Annotated in this window: 12 protein-coding genes and 1 pseudogene; 8 read left to right on the forward strand and 5 right to left on the reverse strand. The window is 72.6% G+C overall.

The annotated features are described in order from the left end of the window. Positions 1-78 precede the first annotated feature (78 nt). The 4 genes from ACFY3I_RS07075 to ACFY3I_RS07090 all read left to right on the forward strand — a co-directional run bounded on the left by ACFY3I_RS07075 (position 79) and on the right by ACFY3I_RS07090 (position 4993). A complete protein-coding gene (locus tag ACFY3I_RS07075; RefSeq protein ID WP_390859724.1) occupies positions 79-1281 on the forward strand; it encodes a thiolase family protein in 1203 nt (400 codons plus the stop codon). Then, positions 1278-1949, forward strand: a complete 672-nt coding sequence (locus tag ACFY3I_RS07080) for a 3-oxoacid CoA-transferase subunit A (RefSeq protein WP_390859725.1) — start codon at positions 1278-1280, stop codon at positions 1947-1949. Before ACFY3I_RS07075 ends, ACFY3I_RS07080 begins: the two co-directional genes overlap by 4 nt. Further along, positions 1946-2620: a 3-oxoacid CoA-transferase subunit B gene (locus ACFY3I_RS07085; RefSeq protein ID WP_390859726.1), complete on the forward strand. Its 675-nt coding sequence runs from the start codon at positions 1946-1948 to the stop codon at positions 2618-2620. The genes ACFY3I_RS07080 and ACFY3I_RS07085 overlap by 4 nt, the downstream gene beginning before the upstream one ends. A 252-nt stretch (positions 2621-2872) precedes the next feature. After that, entirely contained in the window at positions 2873-4993 is a 2121-nt protein-coding gene (locus tag ACFY3I_RS07090; RefSeq protein ID WP_390859727.1) for a SpoIIE family protein phosphatase, read from the forward strand. A 34-nt stretch (positions 4994-5027) separates the two neighbouring features. On the opposite strand, the pseudogene ACFY3I_RS07095 reads toward ACFY3I_RS07090, so the two are convergent. Continuing rightward, positions 5028-6211: pseudogene (locus tag ACFY3I_RS07095) on the reverse strand (type III polyketide synthase). A 301-nt stretch (positions 6212-6512) separates the two neighbouring features. Between ACFY3I_RS07095 and nhaA the strand changes: the two are divergent. From nhaA to ACFY3I_RS07115, 4 genes are all read left to right on the forward strand, one after another. Beyond that, positions 6513-8423, forward strand: a complete 1911-nt coding sequence (nhaA, locus tag ACFY3I_RS07100; protein ID WP_390859728.1) for a Na+/H+ antiporter NhaA — start codon at positions 6513-6515, stop codon at positions 8421-8423. A gap of 268 nt (positions 8424-8691) precedes the next feature. Continuing rightward, entirely contained in the window at positions 8692-10296 is a 1605-nt protein-coding gene (locus ACFY3I_RS07105; protein WP_390859729.1) for an adenosine deaminase, read from the forward strand. A 103-nt stretch (positions 10297-10399) separates the two neighbouring features. After that, positions 10400-11713, forward strand: a complete 1314-nt coding sequence (secY, locus tag ACFY3I_RS07110; protein ID WP_365287268.1) for a preprotein translocase subunit SecY — start codon at positions 10400-10402, stop codon at positions 11711-11713. A 50-nt stretch (positions 11714-11763) separates the two neighbouring features. Continuing rightward, positions 11764-12225 carry a GreA/GreB family elongation factor gene (locus ACFY3I_RS07115; RefSeq protein WP_390859730.1) on the forward strand — a complete coding sequence of 154 codons (462 nt, stop codon included), beginning with the start codon at positions 11764-11766 and terminating at the stop codon, positions 12223-12225. A gap of 254 nt (positions 12226-12479) precedes the next feature. Here ACFY3I_RS07115 and ACFY3I_RS07120 read toward each other — a convergent pair whose 3' ends face one another. The 4 genes from ACFY3I_RS07120 to ACFY3I_RS07135 form a co-directional block, all read right to left on the reverse strand. After that, a complete protein-coding gene (locus ACFY3I_RS07120; RefSeq protein ID WP_390859731.1) occupies positions 12480-13526 on the reverse strand; it encodes a DUF3566 domain-containing protein in 1047 nt (348 codons plus the stop codon). Positions 13527-13686: 160 nt separating this feature from the next. Then, positions 13687-15747, reverse strand: a complete 2061-nt coding sequence (locus tag ACFY3I_RS07125) for a discoidin domain-containing protein (RefSeq protein ID WP_390859732.1) — start codon at positions 15745-15747, stop codon at positions 13687-13689. A 133-nt stretch (positions 15748-15880) separates the two neighbouring features. Then, a complete protein-coding gene (locus ACFY3I_RS07130) occupies positions 15881-17107 on the reverse strand; it encodes an aminotransferase class V-fold PLP-dependent enzyme (protein ID WP_390859733.1) in 1227 nt (408 codons plus the stop codon). Between the two features lie 102 nt (positions 17108-17209). Then, positions 17210-18688, reverse strand: a complete 1479-nt coding sequence (locus ACFY3I_RS07135) for a glutamate--cysteine ligase (protein ID WP_390859734.1) — start codon at positions 18686-18688, stop codon at positions 17210-17212. Positions 18689-18888: the final 200 nt, after the last annotated feature.

Raw genomic sequence — 18888 nt, forward strand, 5'->3', positions numbered from 1 at the left:
GATTCTATAAGACCGGCTTATCAATCCATACGGATTGGGTCTTGGACGCGGTGAAGTGCGCGCTCCTACCGTGGCCCCATGACCGACAGCTATCTCTACTCGGCGGTGCGAACCCCCTTCGGCCGCTTCCGGGGCGCCCTCTCCGAGGTCCGGCCCGACGATCTCGCGGCACAGGTCATCGGCGGGGTCCTCGCCAAGACCCCGGAGCTGGATCCCGGACGCATCGACGACGTCGTCTGGGGCAACGCGAACGGCGCCGGCGAGGACAACCGCAACGTCGGCCGGATGGCCGTCCTGCTCGCGGGCCTGCCCACCTCGGTGCCCGCGACCACCGTCAACCGGCTGTGCGGATCGTCCCTGGACGCCGCCATGATCGCGTCACGCGCCATCGAGAGCGGCGACGCGGACATCGTCCTCACCGGCGGGGTCGAGTCGATGACCCGTGCGCCCTGGGTGCTGCCCAAGCCCGGCCGGGGTTTCCCCGCCGGGGACGTCACCGCCGTGTCCACGACCCTCGGCTGGCGCCTGGTCAACGAGCGCATGCCCAAGGAGTGGACGGTCTCCCTGGGCGAGGCGAACGAACAGCTCGTCGACCGCTTCGGCGTCTCGCGCGAGCGCCAGGACGAGTTCGCGCTGCGCTCGCACACCCTCGCCGACCAGGCGTGGAACGCGGGGTTCTACGACAGCCTGGTGGTCCCCGTCGCGGACGGCGGGCGCACCCTGCTGGAGCGTGACGAGGGCGTCCGCGCCGACTCCGACCTGGCCAAGCTCGCCAGGCTCAAGCCGGCCTACCGCCCCGACGGGCGCATCACCGCCGGAAACGCCTCGCCGCTCAACGACGGCGCCTCCGCGGTGCTGCTCGGCTCGGCCGCCGCCGCCGACCGCATCGGCGTGGCCCCCCTCGCCCGGGTGGCGGGCCGCGGGGTCGCCGCGGTGGATCCGCAGATGTTCGGGTACGCGCCCGTCGAGGCCGTCAACAGGGCGCTCAAGCGGGCGGGCATCTCCTGGTCGGACGTGGACGCCGTCGAACTCAACGAGGCGTTCGCCGTCCAGGCGCTCGCGTGCGTGGACGCGTGGGACGTCGACCCGGAGATCGTCAACGCCAAGGGCGGGGCGATCGCGCTCGGCCACCCGCTCGGCGCGTCCGGCGGCCGGCTGCTGGGCACGCTCAGCCGCCGTCTGCAGGAGTCCGGCGAGCGGTGGGGGGTCGCGGCGATCTGCATCGGGGTCGGACAGGCCCTCGCCGTGGTCCTGGAGAACGTGGCCGGGAGCGACAGGTGACCACACAGCTGTGCGCCGACCCGGACGAGGCCGTCGCCGGGGTCCGGGACGGCGCGACGGTGCTCGTCGGGGGCTTCGGCATGGCGGGCATGCCGGTGGCGTTGATCGACGCCCTGATCCGGCAGGGCGCCACCGGCCTCACGGTCGTCTCCAACAACGCGGGCAACGGCGACACCGGGCTCGCCGCGCTGCTGGCCGCGGGACGGGTGCGCAAGGTGATCTGCTCCTTCCCCCGCCAGACCGACTCCTGGGTGTTCGACGGTCTCTACCGGGCGGGCAAGATCGAGCTGGAGGTGGTCCCGCAGGGCACGCTGGCGGAACGGCTGCGGGCGGCGGGCGCCGGCATCGGTGCCTTCTACTGCCCCACCGGCGTCGGCACGCTGCTCGCGGAGGGCAAGGAGGTGCGCGAGATCGACGGCCGCCTCCACGTGCTGGAGTACCCCATCCGCGGCGACCTGGCGCTGATCGGCGCCCATCGCGCGGACCGCATGGGCAACCTCGTCTACCGGAAGACCGCGCGGAACTTCGGTCCGGTCATGGCCACCGCGGCCACCACGGTCGTCGCCCAGGTCCGCGAGGTCGTCGAGACCGGCGCGATCGATCCCGAGACCGTCGTGACACCCGGCATCTTCGTCGACCGCGTGGTACAGGTGGCTGATCCCTCATGACACAGAACTCCCCGGCTCCCGGCGGTCAGGGCCCGCTGGGCAAGCACGACATCGCCGCCCTGATCGCCCGTGACATCCCGCAGGGCGCCTTCGTCAACCTCGGCATCGGCCAGCCGACCCTGGTGGCCGACCACCTCTCCCCCGGTTCCGGTGTGGTGCTGCACACCGAGAACGGCATGCTCAACATGGGTCCCGCCGCGTCGCCGGACCAGGTGGACCCGGACCTGACCAACGCGGGCAAGGTTCCGGTCACGGAGCTGCCGGGCGCCGCCTACTTCCACCACGCGGACTCCTTCGCCATGATGCGGGGCGGGCACCTGGACATCTGCGTCCTGGGTGCCTTCCAGGTCTCCGCGCGCGGAGACCTGGCCAACTGGCACACCGGCGCGCCCGACGCCATTCCGGCGGTCGGCGGGGCCATGGACCTGGCCATCGGCGCCAAGAAGGTCTTCGTGATGATGAACCTCTTCACCCGGGACGGGACACCCAAGCTGGTCCCCGAGTGCGGGTATCCGCTGACCGGTCTGGCGTGCGTGGACCGCGTCTACACGGATCTGGCCGTCTTCGACATCACGGCGGAGGGGGTGACGGTCCGGCAGACCTTCGGCATCGGCGTACCGGAGCTCACCGACCGGCTGGGCCTGCCGCTGCGGACCGGCACCACCGACTGACCGACGCCGGACCGGCTCGTCGCCCGGGTCCGCTCGTCGCCCGGCCCCGGCCGACGAGCGGGTCCGGGGAACTGCCCGCGGCGACGAGCGTCCGTGTCCGTGTCCGTGTCCGTGTCCGCCGCATGATCCGCCGGTGTGGGCGAAGCGAGCCGCGGTGATATTCAATGAGATGTGCGGTCTGGGATCTCGGGGCCCCGTCGCCGGGGCCGAGCACGGCACCGGCGCTGCGTCGGCGATTGCTGAGAGAGCGACATGGACGCCTCACCATCCTCCTCGTCGTCCTCGCCGTTCGACATGGTCAGCAGCGCCCTGGGGCGTTACGTCCCGCGTCGGGGGACGGAAACCGGCGCCGGCCGGGCTGAGCGCGGCGCGGGCCGGCAGGACCAGATCCTCGGGGTGCTCAACCTGGACCGGGGTCTGCGGGTGATCCGCTCCAATCTGGACGCCCCGGTGTTCGCCGGTCTGGACCCCGCGGCGGGGAGCCCCTTCGTCGACCTGCTGCCGCCGGGGGACGTACCGACGGTCACCCGGCGGTTGCGGCAGGTCCTGGAGACCGGCGAGGCGCATGTCGCGCGGATCCAGCGCCTGCGGCGCCGGGACGGGTCGGAACTGGTGGTGTCGCTGAGCATCCTGCCCGCCGCGGTGCCCGAGGAGGGCCTGACCGTCTCCGTGATCGCCATGGCCAAGCGGCTGCACCTGTACGCCGCCGAGACCGCGATCGGGACCTCCCTGGACATCGGCGAGACCGCCCAGTCCCTGGCCAGGTCCCTGCTGGCCTGGGGCGACGTGGCCGCCGTCGACCTCGATTTCACCGTCTGGACGGGCGAGGGGGTCCTCGGGCAGGCGCACGGGCGTATCCGGCTGCGGCGGGCGGCCCTGGTACCGGACCGCGCCTGGCCGGAGGGGTACGTCATGCCGGGCGAGGACCTTCCCGGCGACGCGAGCCGCCTGCTGGCGCGTGCGGTGCGGCGGGACGACGCCCCGCAGGCCATGGTCATCCCCGACCGGGAGGCCGTCGAGCGGGTCCTCGGCAGCCCGCGGCTGATCCGCGCCCTGGTGCCCGGTGACCGGTCGGCGGGGGTGGCGTGCGTCCCGCTGGTCCTGGACGGCGCGCCGCCCGTCGTACTCGGCCTGGCGGAGATCTGGCGGCGGGCCGACAGCCCCTTCCGGGACAGCGAGCTGTTCGACCTCCAGGAACTGGTCGCCCGGACCGTCCACCACGTCGACCTGGCCCGTCAGCACCAGCGCGAGCACAAGCAGGTGCTGGCGTTGCAGCGCCGGCTGCTGCCCCGTACGGGCGGCGCCACCATCGAGATCGCCAGCGTCTACCAGCCCGCGACGCCGGACAGCGCGGGTGTCGGCGGTGACTGGGTGAACAGCTTCCCGCTGCCGGACGGCCGGACCGCGCTGGTGGTGGGGGACGTCGTCGGACACGGCCTGGGAGCCGCGGCGACCATGGGCCAGCTGAGCATGGAGGCCCGCGCGCTGCTGTCGGCGGGGCTCGGACCCGACGAGGTCCTCCAGCATCTGGACGAGACCGTGACGCTGCTGGACGACACGGAGTCCGGGCTCGCGGCCGGCTACAGCGCCCTGGGGTCCACCTGCTGCATCGCCCTGTACGACCCGGTCGGCCACAGTCTGGCGCTGTCCAGCGCCGGGCACCTCCCCCCGGTCCTGGTGTCCCCGGACGGACACGCGAGCGTGCTGGCGATACGCCCGCATCCGGGTCTGGGCGCGGAGTTCGCTCTACGCGAGCCGTTCGACGTGCACACGTTCGACACACCTTCCGGATCGCTGCTCGCCTTCTACACCGACGGCCTGGTGGAGGACCCGGCCGTGTCGATCGACGACGGCATCGCGAGGCTGGCGGACGTGGTGTCCGAGGTGCACCCCTGGGACGCCCTCCAGCAGGCCGCACGGGACGTGGTCACCGCGCTGGCACCGGCGCACCAGCGCGACGACGTCACGCTGCTGCTGGCGCGGATGATCGGCCACCGCAAGGGCGACACCGCGACCTGGCGGCTGCCCGCCCGCGACGACGCGCCCGCCCGTGCCCGAGCGCTGCTCTCCGCGCTGCTGCGGCAGTGGCGGACCCGGGACGGCACCAGGGACAACGTGCTGCTCCTGGCGAGCGAGCTGGTCACCAACGCGGTGCGGTTCGCCACCGGACCCGTCACGGTCCGGCTGATCAGGGCCGGCCCGAGCCTGCTGTGCGAGGTGGGTGACACCGGGAACGGCCGGCCGCGACTGCGGCGGGGCGGGCCCTACGACGACAGGGGGCGCGGCCTGTACGTCGTACACAGGCTCTCCACCCGGTGGGGCGTGCGCTGGACGGACACCGGCAAGGTGGTCTGGGCGGAGGTCGCGACGTGACGCGTGTGCGCGGCGCGGGTGACCCGGGCCCGCGCTACAGCCACTCGCCCTCCAGGGCGGTCGCGCTCAGGCCCGGCGCCGCCGCGTACAGGACGGTGCGGCCCCCCGGCTGCTGCCCGGCGTCGTACGCCCGCCGCATGATGTCGAACACGGCCGCGCCCCCGCGGTTGCCGCTGCGGTAGCTGTCCCGGCTGAACTCCAGCAGGCCGGCGGGCCACGTGTCGGGCATCGTCTGCTCCATGTACTCCAGCACCCGGGTCCCGCCGGGGTGCGCGAGCAGCACGTCGGGGTGCCAGGATCCGGCGTCGTCCCGGTAGCGCAGGCGCAGCCACTCCCACATCGCGGTGACCGTCTCCTGCACGGCGCGCGGCCCGCGCCGGTCCATCACGAAGTGGGTGCCGTCCGCCCTGGTGTCGAGACGGTGCAGGTCCTGGGTGCCCGGCAGGGTGTGGTGCCAGGCGGCGTCCAGCCGCAGCGCCGACTCGGGCCGCCGGCGGCCGGTGACCACCGCGGCGACCGCGGTGTCCGCGAACAGCAGCCGGACGATCAGGGACTCCAGGGTGTCGTCCGCGGGCTGGTAGGTCGTGCTCAGCGCCTCCGAGACGACGACCAGGACCACCCGGTCGGGGTCGGCGGCCACCAGATCCGCCGCCAGCGCGAGCGAGCGGGTTCCCGCGACGCAGGCCCACTGCGTGGCCGGCAGCAGCATCACGTCGTCGCGGAGCCCGAGCCGGTTGGCCAGGGCGACGTCCAGGCCGGGCAGCGCCGGGGTGGTGGAGTTGCTGGTGATCAGGCAGTCGACGTCCGAGACGTCCAGAGCGGCGATCTGCAGGGCTCCACGCGCCGCGTGCTCGCCGTAGGACTGCACGGCCTCCCAGGCCGGCGCGGTGCGCTCCTGCACGGTCTGCGGTGCGGGTATCGCCTCCAGCGCGGCGATCGCGCGTTCCACGTCCCGCGGGCTGAACCCCTCGCGTGCCAGGGCGTCTTGGGCCGGCGCGCGCCGACGGCCCCCAGCCCGCCGCCCCCGCCCGGCGCCACGGCGGCCTCCAGCGGCAGCATCCACCCCCGGGTCGCGATGCCCGTACTGGCCGCGATGCCGTCGGTCCGCGGCGCCCAAGCCGCATGCGGATGCCGGTCGCGCACCTCCGCCACGATCTGGCTGGTTTCCACGGTGTGCTCGCCGTGGATCACGGCAGGAGGACAAAGGAAAGCGGACATAACGCATCCTTCCGGGATGATTGGGGAGGTGAATCGCCGAACGCTGTGCCGTGGGTCACTTCAGGACCGCGCACCCAAGACGTCGGTGACGGGCTCCAGTTCGGGAGCCGGTCGGCGCACCGAGCTTGACCGCCAAAGGGACATTTACGCTGTGATGCACACAACTCAGACCGACTTCGGTCGGCGTGACAAGTCACACACCCCGCGAGCGGACGTGCTCCGGGCCGCCGCCGGGGCCGGGTCTGACGCGCCGTCAGTCCACTGACGCCACCCCGGCGGGCGCGCCGGTGATAATCGGCACGTGAGCGGTGATGAGTCCACTGAGGCGTCCGAGGGGCCGGCCACGCGGAGCACGACGCGCTGGCGCTCCTTCGTGCAGACCGAGACCGGCAGTGCCGTCCTGCTCCTCGGCGCGGTGTGCGTCGCGCTGCTGTGGGCCAACCTCGGCCCGCACTCGTACGAGGCCGTGTGGCAGGCGCACTTCACGATCGGCTTCGACAGCGCGCATCTGTCGCTGACCCTGCACGAGTGGATCAACGCCGGGCTGATGAGCCTGTTCTTCTTCGTCGTCGGTCTGGAGGCCCGGCACGAGTTCGACATGGGGGAACTGCGCGACCGGCGCTGGCTGCTGCTGAGCGCGGTGGCCGGACTGGGCAGCATGGTCGTTCCGGCCCTGGTCTACCTCGCCTTCAACGCGGGACGGGACTCGGCGCACGGCTGGGGCGCGGCGATGTCCACGGACACCGCCTTCGCGCTGGGCATCCTGGCCGTGCTCGGATCGCGGCTGCCGGCCTCCCTGCGGGCGTTCGTCCTGTCCATCTCCGTCGTCGACGACCTGGTCGCGCTCCTGGTGATCGCGGTCTTCTACAGCGACGACATCCACCTGCCCGCGCTGCTGGTGGCCGTGGGCACCCTGCTGGTGATCATGCTGTTGCGGCTGGCACGCGTCCGCAAGGGACGCTACTGCGCCATCCTGTCGGTGGTCGTGTGGGTGGCGCTGCACGAGGCGGGAGTGGACCCGGTCGTGACCGGACTGGCCGTCGGCGCCCTCATCGTGGCGTACCCGGCGCCGCGCGAGGACCTGGAGCAGGCCAGTCGTCTCTTCCGGCTGTTCCGGGAACAGCCCACACCCGAGTTGCAGCGCTCGGCCGTACAGGGCCTGACCGCGGCGATCTCCCCCAACGAGCGGCTGGAGCAGAAGTTCCTGCCGTGGGTGAGCTTCGGCATCGTGCCGCTGTTCGCGCTCGCCAACGCCGGGATCGAACTCAGCGGTGCGAAGCTGGCCGGCGCGTTCACCTCGCCGATCACGCTGGGCATCGTGTGCGGCTGCGTGGCGGGCAAGGTGATCGGACTGGTGGGGTCCATGGCGGCGGCACGGCTGCTCTCCGGCGGGAGACTGCGGCCCGGAGTCGGATGGGGTTCGGTCACCGCCGGCGGAGCGATCGCCGGAGCCGCCTTCACGGTCTCCCTGCTGATCGCCTCGCTGGCCTTCCGGGGCAGGGAACTGGACCAGGCGCGCATCGGCATCCTGGCCACGCTCGTCGGCGCGTTCGTGGCGAGCTGGGCGGTCACCGGTGCGATCAACCTGCTGCCGGCCGCCCGCCGCGCGCGGGCCCTGCTGGGCGACACCGATCCGCTGACCGACCTCGCGGTCGCCGTCGACGCCCGCCACGACCGCATCCGCGGACCCGAACGGGCGGCGGTCACCCTCGTGGAGTACGGCGACTTCGAGTGCCCCTACTGCGGCCAGGCCGAGGCGGTGGTGCGGGAGTTGCTGGGCACGGACGCGGACGTCCGCTACGTGTGGCGGCACCTGCCGCTGACCGACGTCCACCCGAACGCACAACTGGCGGCGGAGGCGTCGGAGGCGGCCGCCCGCCAGGACCGGTTCTGGGAGATGCACGACCTGCTGCTGGACCGGCAGGACGCCCTCGGCGGACGCGACCTGCTGCGCTACGCGCGGGAACTCGGGCTGGACGTGGAGCGGTTCCGGCGGGACCTCGAACAGCACCGAGGCGCCGACCGGGTGGCGGAGGACGTGGACTCCGCGGACCTCAGCAGCGTCTCCGGCACGCCCACCTTCTTCGTCAACGGCCGCCGCCACCACGGCGCCTACGACATCCAGACGCTGGCCGCCGCCGTCGACCACGCCCGGCAGCGCGCGCTGGCCGACGCCGCGGGTACCGGCCGGACCGGGCCGCCGGCGGACTGAACGGGACGGCGCCGGCGCGCGTCGGCGCCCGCGGACTCGACGGCACCCAGCCGGCACGCGTCGGCGCCCGCCGACCGGACGGCACCCAGCCGGTGCGCGTTCACGGCCGCGGACTCGACGGAACCCAGCCGGTGCGCGTCCGTGCCCGGGACCGCAACGCGAGGCCCGCCCGCCGGGGGCCGGCGGGCCTGCGCCCGCGCGGGTGACTCCGTCGTGCCCACCGCGCGGCAGCCGGGACCGGCCGGGCGGACCTGATGATCATCTGGGTGTGACGACCTCTCACGGCCCCCGCGCCACGCACCCCTCACGCCGCACGGCGCTCTCCGCCGGACTCGGCGCCCTCTCCCTGCTCTGCCTCGCGTCCCTGTCGGCCGCGCCGTCCGCCGCCGCGCACGAGAGGCCGGCCCCGGGCGCGCCGCGGCCGATGACGGCCGCCGAGGCGCGTACGGCCGCTTACCTGGAGTCGATCCGCAACGACCCCCGGCTGCTGCGCGGCTTCTTCCGGCACCTGCCCAAGGGCGGCGACCTGCACAACCACCTCTCCGGGGCGGTCAGGACCGAATACCTGATCGAGCTGGCCGCGGAGGACGGGCTGTGCGTCGACACGACCACGCTGACCGCCGTCGTACCGCCGTGCGGTCCCGGCACCCGGCCGGCCGCCGACGCCCGCACCGACGACGACTTCCACGACGCGATCGTGCGCGCCTGGTCGATGCAGGACTTCCCGCCGGACCAGAGCGGCCACGACCACTTCTTCGACACGTTCAACAAGTTCGGCGAGGTGCCCTGGCGCCATCGCGGCAAGCTGCTGGCCCAGGTCGCCGACACGGACGCGGCGCAGAACCAGTTCTACCTGGAGACCATGGTCACCCCCGCCTCCGACGGCGCCCGGCAGCTGGCCGCCGAGGTCGGCTGGGACCCGGACCTCGCCGCGCTGCACGCCAAGCTCGTGGCGGGCGGCCGGCTCGACAGGGTGGTGGCCGACGCGCGCAAGGAGGCGGACGACGGCGACGCCGAGTTCCGTACGGCCGCCCGCTGCGGCACCAGCCGTCCCCGTCCCGGCTGCGGCCTGACCGTCCGCTGGATCTCGCAGGTCAACCGCGGCAGTTCACCGGAGCGCGTCTTCACGCAGCTGGCCCTCGGCATGCGGCTCGCCGAGCGCGATCCCCGGTTCGTCGCCGTCAACCTCGTCCAGCCCGAGGACTGGGACAGCTCGCTGGAGAACTACAGCCTGCAGATGCGCATGATCAACTATCTGCGCACCGTCTACCCCGAGGCGCACGTCACCCTGCACGCGGGTGAGCTGTGGCCCGGCCTGGTCAAGCCCGAGGACCTCAAGTTCCACATCGCCGAGGCCGTGAACGTCGCCGGCACCGAGCGCGTCGGCCACGGCGTCGACCTGGTCCACGAGGACGGCTGGCAGCAGACGGCGCGGACGATGGCCGCCCGCGAGATCGCCGTCGAGGTGCCGTTCACCAGCAACGCCCAGATCCTCGGCGTGCGCGGCGCCGACCACCCCTTCGAGACCTACCGCTCCTACGGCGTGCCGGTCGTCCTGGCCACCGACGACCCGGGCGTCTCCCGCGTCGACGTCACCCACGAGTACCAGTACGCCGCCCAGACCTACGGCCTGACCTACCCGGAACTCAAGGACCTGGCCCGCGCCTCCCTCGAGTACGCCTTCCTGCCCGGCCGGAGCCTGTGGCGGGGCAACCCCACCCGCGAGGGCTACCACCCGGCGACCGCCTGCGCGGGTCAGCTGCCCGGCAGCGGCCGGACCCCAACCGCGGAGTGCCGCCGGTTCCTCGGCTCCAGCGCGAAGGCCGCCGTCCAGTGGCGACAGGAGGCCGCCTACGCCACCTTTGAGAGGTGAGTCCAAAAGTTCCTAATTCCGGCTGAACAGGTGTCGGGCGCCGCATGCCGAGTGATGCATGTGTCGCCCGGACCGATCAGGACGAAGGGGTGCAGGCGGCACCGTGCTCACCGCGTTCATCAATGCCTTCAAGACGCCCGACCTGCGTAAGAAGCTGCTCTTCACGCTGGGCATCGTCGTGCTCTACCGGGTCGGCACCCACGTCCCGATCCCCGGTGTCAACTACCGGGCGGTCCAGACGTGTGTCAGTGAGGCGTCCGGAAACCAGGGCCTGTTCGGTCTCGTCAACCTCTTCAGCGGGGGCGCGCTCCTGCAGATCACGATCTTCGCGCTCGGCATCCTGCCGTACATCACGGCCAGCATCATCCTGCAGTTGCTGACGGTCGTGATCCCGCGCCTGGAGGCGATGAAGAAGGAGGGCCAGGCGGGCACGACGAAGATCACCCAGTACACCCGCTACCTGACGGTGGCCCTCGCCGTCCTCCAGGGAACGGGCCTGGTCGCCACCGCCCGCAGCGGTGCCATCTTCTCCGGCTGCTCGGTCGCCTCCGGCATCATCCCCGACCGGTCGATCTTCACGACCATCACGATGGTCGTCTGCATGACCGCCGGCACCGCCCTCGTCATGTGGCTCGGCGAGCTGGTCACCGACCGCGGCATCGGCAACGGCATGTCGATCCTGATGTTCATCTCGATCGCCGCCTCCTTCCCGTCCGCGCTCTGGGCCATCAAGAAGCAGGGCAAGCTGGCCGACGGCTGGATCGAGTTCGGCGCCGTCATCGTCGTCGGCCTCGCCATGGTCGGCCTGGTGGTCTTCGTGGAACAGGCCCAGCGCCGGATCCCGGTCCAGTACGCCAAGCGCATGATCGGCCGCAAGTCGTACGGCGGCACCTCGACCTACATCCCCGTGAAGGTGAACCAGGCGGGCGTGATCCCGGTCATCTTCGCCTCCTCGCTGCTGTCCATCCCCGCCCTGGTCGCCCAGTTCTCCGGCGGGGACTCCGTCTGGAAGCGGTGGATCGCCGAGAACCTCACCAAGGGCGACCATCCGATCTACATCGCCCTGTACTTCCTGCTCATCGTGTTCTTCGCGTTCTTCTACGTCTCCATCTCCTTCAACCCGGAGGACGTGGCGGACAACATGAAGCAGTACGGCGGCTTCATCCCGGGCATCCGGGCCGGGCGGCCGACCGCGAAGTACCTGTCGTACGTGCTGAACCGGATCACCTGGCCGGGTTCGCTGTACCTGGGAGTGATCGCCCTCGTCCCGACCATCGCGCTGGTCGGCTTCGGGGCGAGCCAGAACTTCCCGTTCGGCGGCACCAGCATCCTGATCATCGTGGGTGTCGGCCTGGAGACCGTGAAACAGATCGAGAGCCAGCTCCAGCAGCGCAGTTACGAGGGCTTCCTCCGCTGACCGAGCGGCCTCACCGCAACAAACACCGTCCCGTCACCGAAGGAGCGGCCATGGGTGGGACCGAACCGATCAGCGCCGAGGGCCGTCGCGCGCTGGAGCAGCAGCTCGCCGATCTGCACGCCGAGCGGCAGGACGTGGCGGCGACACTGTCCGGCGACGACTCCCCCGGCGACCACGCGGACCAGGCCGACGAGTTGCAGCGCGCCGACGACCTGCGGCGCCTGGACGCGCGCATCGAGGACATCACCCTGCGGCTGCACCAGGCGGCGGTCGCCGCGCCGGCGCCCGCGGGCGTGGTGGGTGTCGGCTCCACCGTCACCGTGCGGTTCGCGGACGGCGCGGTGCAGAGTGTGGCGATCGGCGAGATCGCCTCGGCGGACGACGAGAACCTGGTGACGGAGGACAGCCCGCTCGGACGCGCGCTGCTGGGACACCGCGTCGGCGACACCGTCCGTTTCGAGACGCCCCAGGGCAGCACGGAGGCGACCGTCGTGTCACTCGACGGCTCCTGAAGGGGGTGCCGAGGGTCCCGCCCGAAGGTCGCGCCGCGCTGCGCGCCTTCTCGCGAAGGGACGGGACCGTCCCGACAGCCCCGCTGCCGCCCGCCGTGCCTCGCGTCCACGGCGGGCGGCAGTGCGTCCACGGCGGGCGGCAGCGCCGCGTGTCGGGTAACCGGGAGCGGATCTTCACCCATCCGCGTGAACCCGTACCAGCGGGCCGCCGCCCCGGCCCGTCGTTCGGTGAGGGGAGGGCGGGGCCGGACGGGTCACTCCCGACCGGCGTCCGGTGCGACGGGGACCGGCTGCTCGCCCGGTGCGGGCGGCTCCTCGCGTCGAGCGGTGGTGAGTCTGCCGCGCAGCGCCGCACAGTTGGCCGTGGCGCGCCGCACGGTGTCGGCGACGCGGGCCGGGGTGTGCGCGCGGAGGTAGCGGCGGGCCCGGATGTGGGCACGGTCCATGGCCAGGTGGGCCTTGGCGCCTGCCTCGGGGGGACCCAGGTCGTCGGTGAGGGATATCTCGACGCCACCGTTGTACGGGGCGGTCAGGTTGTACAGGAAGGTGGTCAGGGCCGCCAGGCACGAGCCGAGCACCACTTCGAGGGCGATGACGGTGAACGCGATGGTCAGGAACGTGCCCAGCCGGGGCAGGGAGTCCGGCGCGAGGAGCGCGGCCAGGCCCCAGGCGGCGACCGAGGCCACGACGGTGAGGACGCCGAGACCGCCGAGGAGCAGGAAGCTCATGGCGGTCACGGACCAGGGTTCCGCCTCCGCGACGCGCATGCGCATGCGCATGGTCCGTGCCCGGGGTGAGGAGCCGCGGGCGGGGCGGCGCGGGTCCGCGTCGCGGGCGACGGGTGCGACCGGGCCGCCCACCGCGTCGGAGGCCTCCCCGTCGGCCCGGCCCGCGTCGCCGTCCCGGTGATCCGTCACGGTCCCGGCGTCGACGGGCTCGATCGGCACCGTCGGCTCGCCGTCGGTGGGGTGGCCCGGGACCGTGGGCTCGCCGTCGGTGGGGTGGCCCGGCGCGGTGGGCTCGGTGCCGGTCGCGCCGTCCGGCACGGTCCCGGCGCCGGTGGGGCGAGGCGGCGCGGTCGTCGGTGGCGTGGGGCCGGAGGGGGGCGAGGCGTCCGCGCGTTCGGGCGGCGCCACTCGCGCCGCACGGCGTGCGGCCCCGGCCCCGGCGTGCCCGGCGTGTTCCGTGAGCCCCGGGCCGGTGGTGGAACGGGGCTCGTCCGTGGTCGTGACGGTGCCCTTGAGCCCGGTCGTCGCCCGCTTGCGGGAGGTGTTACGGGTCCTGCGCTTGGCGCGACTCATGCGTGTCTCCCTGAGTGGCCCGGCGGTCTCACAGGGGCTCCTCCCGCATCGGACGGGCCTCCGTCGACCGCCCGGCGGCCGTTGGGGGCCTGCTGGTCGTTGTCTTCGACGGTATGGGCTCCCGCGTGACCCTGCACTCCTGGAGACTCGCGCGGGCCGCTCAGGCGCTGTGGACCCCGACCTCGTACAGCGAGTAACCCCAGTCGGTGCCACGGCCCAGGCCGTGCACCCGCACGTAACGGGCCGGGGCACCGGCGAACCGGGCCGTGTCCAGGCCGCCGTCACCGGACGTGGTGGACCAGGCCGTCGTCCAGTTCGCGCCGTCGGTGGAGAGCTCGATCCGGTACGACCTGCCGTAGGCCCGCTCCCAGTCCAGCGTCACCCGCGACACCAGGTGTGTGGAGCCCAGGTCGACCTGCCACCACTGGTCGTCGCTCCAGTCGCTGGCCCAGCGCGTGGTGTCGTCGCCGTCGACGGCTCTGCCCGGCTGGTAGCTGGTGAACGGGTTCCACTCGGAGGAACCGGCGCTCGCCGGCCGTCCCGCGGCGAGGTTCACCGAGGCCTGGTGCCGCTCCGTGGCCCCCCAGGTGCCGAGGTAGGACTCGGCGCCCCGGAACAGGTCGTTCACCACGTCCTGGCCGCCGACCCGCCGGATGTCCTCGATCCAGTCGGGGACCATGCCGACATGGGCCGCGCCGTCGGTGTTGATGTCGAAGGTGCGCTCGCCGGAGGTCTGCCGGTCGATGACCGAACCCCCGTCGACGCTCCGGAAGGGGTACGTCACCTTGTTCGCCGCGTCCGCGCCGCGCGGGGCGGGGTGGTCGCCGATGCCGTTGAAGTCGGTGCCGAAGCCGTAGCCCACGCCGTACCGGTCGCGCAGCGCCCTGGTCCGCGCGGCCTCGGCGACGAACCCCTCGGAGCCGTGCATGTACTGGGCGACGAAGCCGCCGAGGCCGTAGACCCGGCCGGTCCAGTCCAGGTCCATCCAGCTGTGCGAGGAGATCACGCCGGGGTAGGACTCCGATTCGAGGATGTCCAGCGCCTGGCCGACGGCCTTGACGCCCATGTGGTCGATCTCCAGCATCATCTTGCGTTTCATCATGCCGCGTACCGCGTACTCGCCGAGCGCGGTGAGGCCGCGCTTGTTGCACTGCGCGTCCGAGTCGTACGCGGGGACGGTCACGCCCGCCGGGAGGTCCGACTCGGCCTTCGACGAGGCGTTGCCGATGGGGTTGTCGTGCTGCGGGCCGGTGCACTTCTCGGTCTGCCAGAACGTGCCGGTCGACAGGAACTGCCCGACGTTGATGGCCGTTCCGAGGCCGCCGGAGTCGAAGCGGACGCCGCACAGCGCGTTGTCGAACTTGTGGCACAGGAACATGGAGCGCACGCCGAGCGCGTACAGCTCGTCCAGCCCCTTGTCGATGTCGGCCTTGCCGCACTGCGGGACGTCGAGGATCTGCTTGCAGCCGAAGGGTTCCGAGGTCTCGACGCCCAGGACGACGGCCAGCTTGCCCTGTTCGATCACCGCACGCGCCTGTGCGCTGTCGGTGACGATCCGGAACCAGCCCTTTCCGGTGCCGCCGTACATCCGGTCGACGTAGGCCTGGAGGTCGTACGTCATCTTCGCCTGCAGCCGGATCGACGTCATCTCGTCGCAGCCGCGGTCCTTGAAGGGGTAGACCGAGCAGATCATCCCGTTGGTGACCAGGTCGTTGACGAGCACCCGCTGTCCGCCGCGCCAGGCGCGCTCCACCCAGGCGTAGTAGTCGGCCTGATGGGTCATCGAGTCGTACGCCGGCCAGTCCTTGAACGTGGGCCAGCCGACCGGGTCGTGCTTGCCGTCGCCGCCGTGGGTGATGTAGTCGAAGAGCGCGAGCGAGCCGTCGGGGTAGTGCTCGGGGCAGTCCTTGAGGGCGTCGGCGGCCCCGGCCTCGGAGAAGACCTTGCCGCAGATCAGCCTGCCGCCGAAGGCCTCGTTGCCGAACAGGTGGTTGTGCGCGTCGACGAACCCGCGCACCTCGCCGGTCGCGGTGGTGCCGGTGAACGGTTCCCCCGTGACACCGATCCCGACGTCCGGAGCGGGCCGTGCGGTCGGGTTCCACCAGTCGCCGCCGGCTGCCGAACTCGGGGTGGGTCCGAGGACCACGGCCACCACCAGAAGCAGCAACGACAGCACAGTGACGTTTCTGCGCCTGCGGTACGAGCGTCGGGTCAGCGTCACGGCCACGTCCCTCGGTCGACGGGAAGGCGCGGTTGGCGAACCCTTGAGGTTGTCATGACCCGCGCAATACCTCGCACGAGGATGGGGCCGCCCGGCCGACGAGTCAAGAGTCGGGAACGCTTGACCTGACAGCTCAACAGGTCGGCCGGCGGGCCCAGTCGGCGAGCACGGGCACATACTTCTCGGCGAACCGTTCGTAGTCGGCCTCGGTGTTGTAGACGTGCGCCGACACACGCAGATAGCCGATGCCGCCGAAGCTGGTGAAGGCCGCCTCGACGCCGAGTTCGCGGGCCGCCCGGTCGCGCAGCGCGTCGGCCTCGAGGCGGGTGCGCCCGAGGCCCTCGGGCAGCCGCACCAGGCGCATGCCGGGCACCGGCATCCCGACGTCGACCCGGCTGTCCTCACCGGTGAGACCGGTGAACGCGGCGCCGACGACCCGGGCCGCGTGGTCCGCCATCAGGTCCATGTACCGGCGGGCGGCGGCCCAGCCCCAGGTACGCCCGACGAAGTCGAGGGACGTGGGCGCGGCCAGGTAGGAGGTGGCGTCGAGCGTGCCCTGCTGGTCGAAGCGGTCGGGGTACGGCTCCCCGGCGCCCCAGGAGTCGATCAGCGGGTGGAGCAGGTCCCGCTGCGGCCCGCGGGCGACCAGAGCCGCGGTGCCGCGCGGGGCGCAGCCCCATTTGTGCAGGTTTCCGGTCCAGAAGTCGTACGTCGCGCCGTCGAGCGGCGCCTCGATCAGCCCCGGCGCGTGGGCTCCGTCCACGAGCATCGGCACGCCCTGCCTGCGCGCCTCCGCGCCGATCCGCCCCACCGGCAGCCGGCGGGCGGTCGCCGAGGTGATCTGGTCGACCACCACGAGGTCGGTGGCCGCGCCGATCTCGGCGACGACGGCCTCGTACGCCTCGTCCTCACCCGCGTCGAGCGGCACCCGCGCCGTGCGCACCCGGCCGCCCCAGCGGCGGGCCAGCCGCTCGGCTCCCATGGTCACGGCCCCGTAGCCGTGGTCGGTGACCACGATCTCCCCGCCGCGGCGGCGCGTGAGGGCGTTGTAGACCACGCTGGCGCCGGCGCTGGCGTTCGGCACCAGGGCGAGGTCACCGGCGTCGACGCGCAGGAAGCCGGCGAGCTCGGCGCGGGTGGCGGCGAGGCGCCCCGGCAGCTCCGGGAACCACGCCACCGGCGCGCGCTCCATCTCGGCGCGCAGCTCGGCCTGCCGCTCCTGCGCCACCAGCGGAACGGCGCCGAACGAACCGTGGTTCAGGTGGAGCAGCGCCGGGTCCAGCGACCACGCGTCGGCGGCGGGAGAGCCGTCGGCCAGCAGCAGGGGGTGCGGCGCGACGGCCACCTCGGTCTCACTCACGTCAGGAAGCCTCCGGGAACACGGCGATCACCCGGCATCCTGACATGCCGGGTGCCGGCTCCCGAGGCCGGGTCGGCGCCGGCCCTCGGGCCGCCGCGGTGCTCACTCCACGGGCCAGGTGTGCGCCGCCGCGTTGAGATGCATGTAGTCCATGTACGTGGTGGTCATCCGGCGCAGCGCCTCCCGGCGGTCGCGGACCCCGCCGCGCTCCAGGTGGTGGACCGTCTCGGCCTGCCACAGGGCGCCGTTGCGGGCGTTGACGCAGCGCTGCTCGACGATGCCCAGCATGGGCTCGCGCCAGGAGGCGTCCAGGCCGGCCAGCTCCAGCCCCCGGTGCGCCAGCGGCAGCAGGCGCCTGAGCACCAGTTCGGTCACCGGCACCTCGCCCACCCCCGGCCAGTACAGCCGGGCGTCGATGCCGTCCCGGGCCGCGGCGTGCAGGTTCTCCTCGGCGACCGCGAAGGACATCCGGGACCACACCGGACGGTCCTCGTCGACCAGGGCGCGGGTCAGGCCGTAGTAGAAGCCGGCGTTGGCGATGATGTCGGCCACGGTGGGGCCGGCGGGCAGGACCCGGTTCTCGATGCGCAGGTGCGGCCCGCCGGCGGTGACGTCGTAGACGGGGCGGTTCCACCGGTAGATCGTGCCGTTGTGCAGCGTGAGCTCCCCGAGCCGCGGCACGCCACCGGCGTCCAGGATCTGCCGCGGGTCCTCGTCGTCGCACAGCGGCAGGAGCGCCGGGAAGTAGCGCACGTTCTCCTCGAACAGGTCGAAGACACTGGTGATCCACCGCTCGCCGAACCACACCCGGGGCCGTACGCCCTGCGCCTTGATCTCCTCGGGGCGGGTGTCGGTGGCCTGCTCGAACAGGGGGATGCGGGTCTCGCGCCACAGCTCCCGGCCGAAGAGGAAGGGCGAGTTGGCGGCGAGGGCGATCTGCACGCCGGCGATCGCCTGGGCCGCGTTCCAGTAGCACGCGAAGTCCTTCGGGGCCACCTGGAGGTGGAACTGGGTGCTGGTGCAGGCGGCCTCCGGGGTGATGGCGTCGGCGTACATCGACAGGCGCTCCACGCCCTCCAGGCCGATGCGCAGGTCCTCGCCGCGTGCCGCGAAGATCTGCTCGTTCAGCAGCCGGTACCGGGGATCGCCGGACAGGGACGTCTCGCCCACGTCCGGCTCGCCCAGGGTCGGCAGGATCCCGATCATGATCAGGTGGGCGCCCACCGTCGCGGCACGGTCCTCGGCGTGGTTCAGCGCGTCGCGGATCGTCTGTTCCCAGGCGCCCGGGCCCCCGGAGGTCAGCTCCCGGGGCGGGATGTCGATCTCCAGGTTGAAACGGCCCAGCTCGCTGGACCAGGCCGGGTCGGCGATCGCCCGCAGCACCTCGGTGTTGCGCATCGCCGGGAGCCCGTCGTCGTCCACCAGGTTGAGCTCGATCTCCATGCCGACCCGGGGGCGCTCGGCCTCGAAGCCCGACCCGCTCAGCATCTGCGCCAGTACGTCGAGGCAGGTGTACATCTTCTCGCGGTACCGGCGCCGGTCCTCCCGCGTGAACACCCGGGCCGGCACGTCACGTCCCATCGGGCCCTCCCGGGTCCCTCGGCGGATGCCTGCCGTCCCAGCGTCGCACTTACCGGGTGTACCGGACACTCGCGGCGGCGGCCGGGGCGCTCGCGCCGCCCGTGTTCACGGGGCGCACCGGGCGTGGCGGTCCGGAGTGACCAGCCGATCCGAGATTGGCATGGACCTGCCCATGATCCGTGGCCAGGCTCTGCCGCGCA

Origin of the sequence: Streptomyces sp. NPDC001068, assembly GCF_042897315.1 — a bacterium.
Taxonomy (GTDB): domain Bacteria; phylum Actinomycetota; class Actinomycetes; order Streptomycetales; family Streptomycetaceae; genus Streptomyces.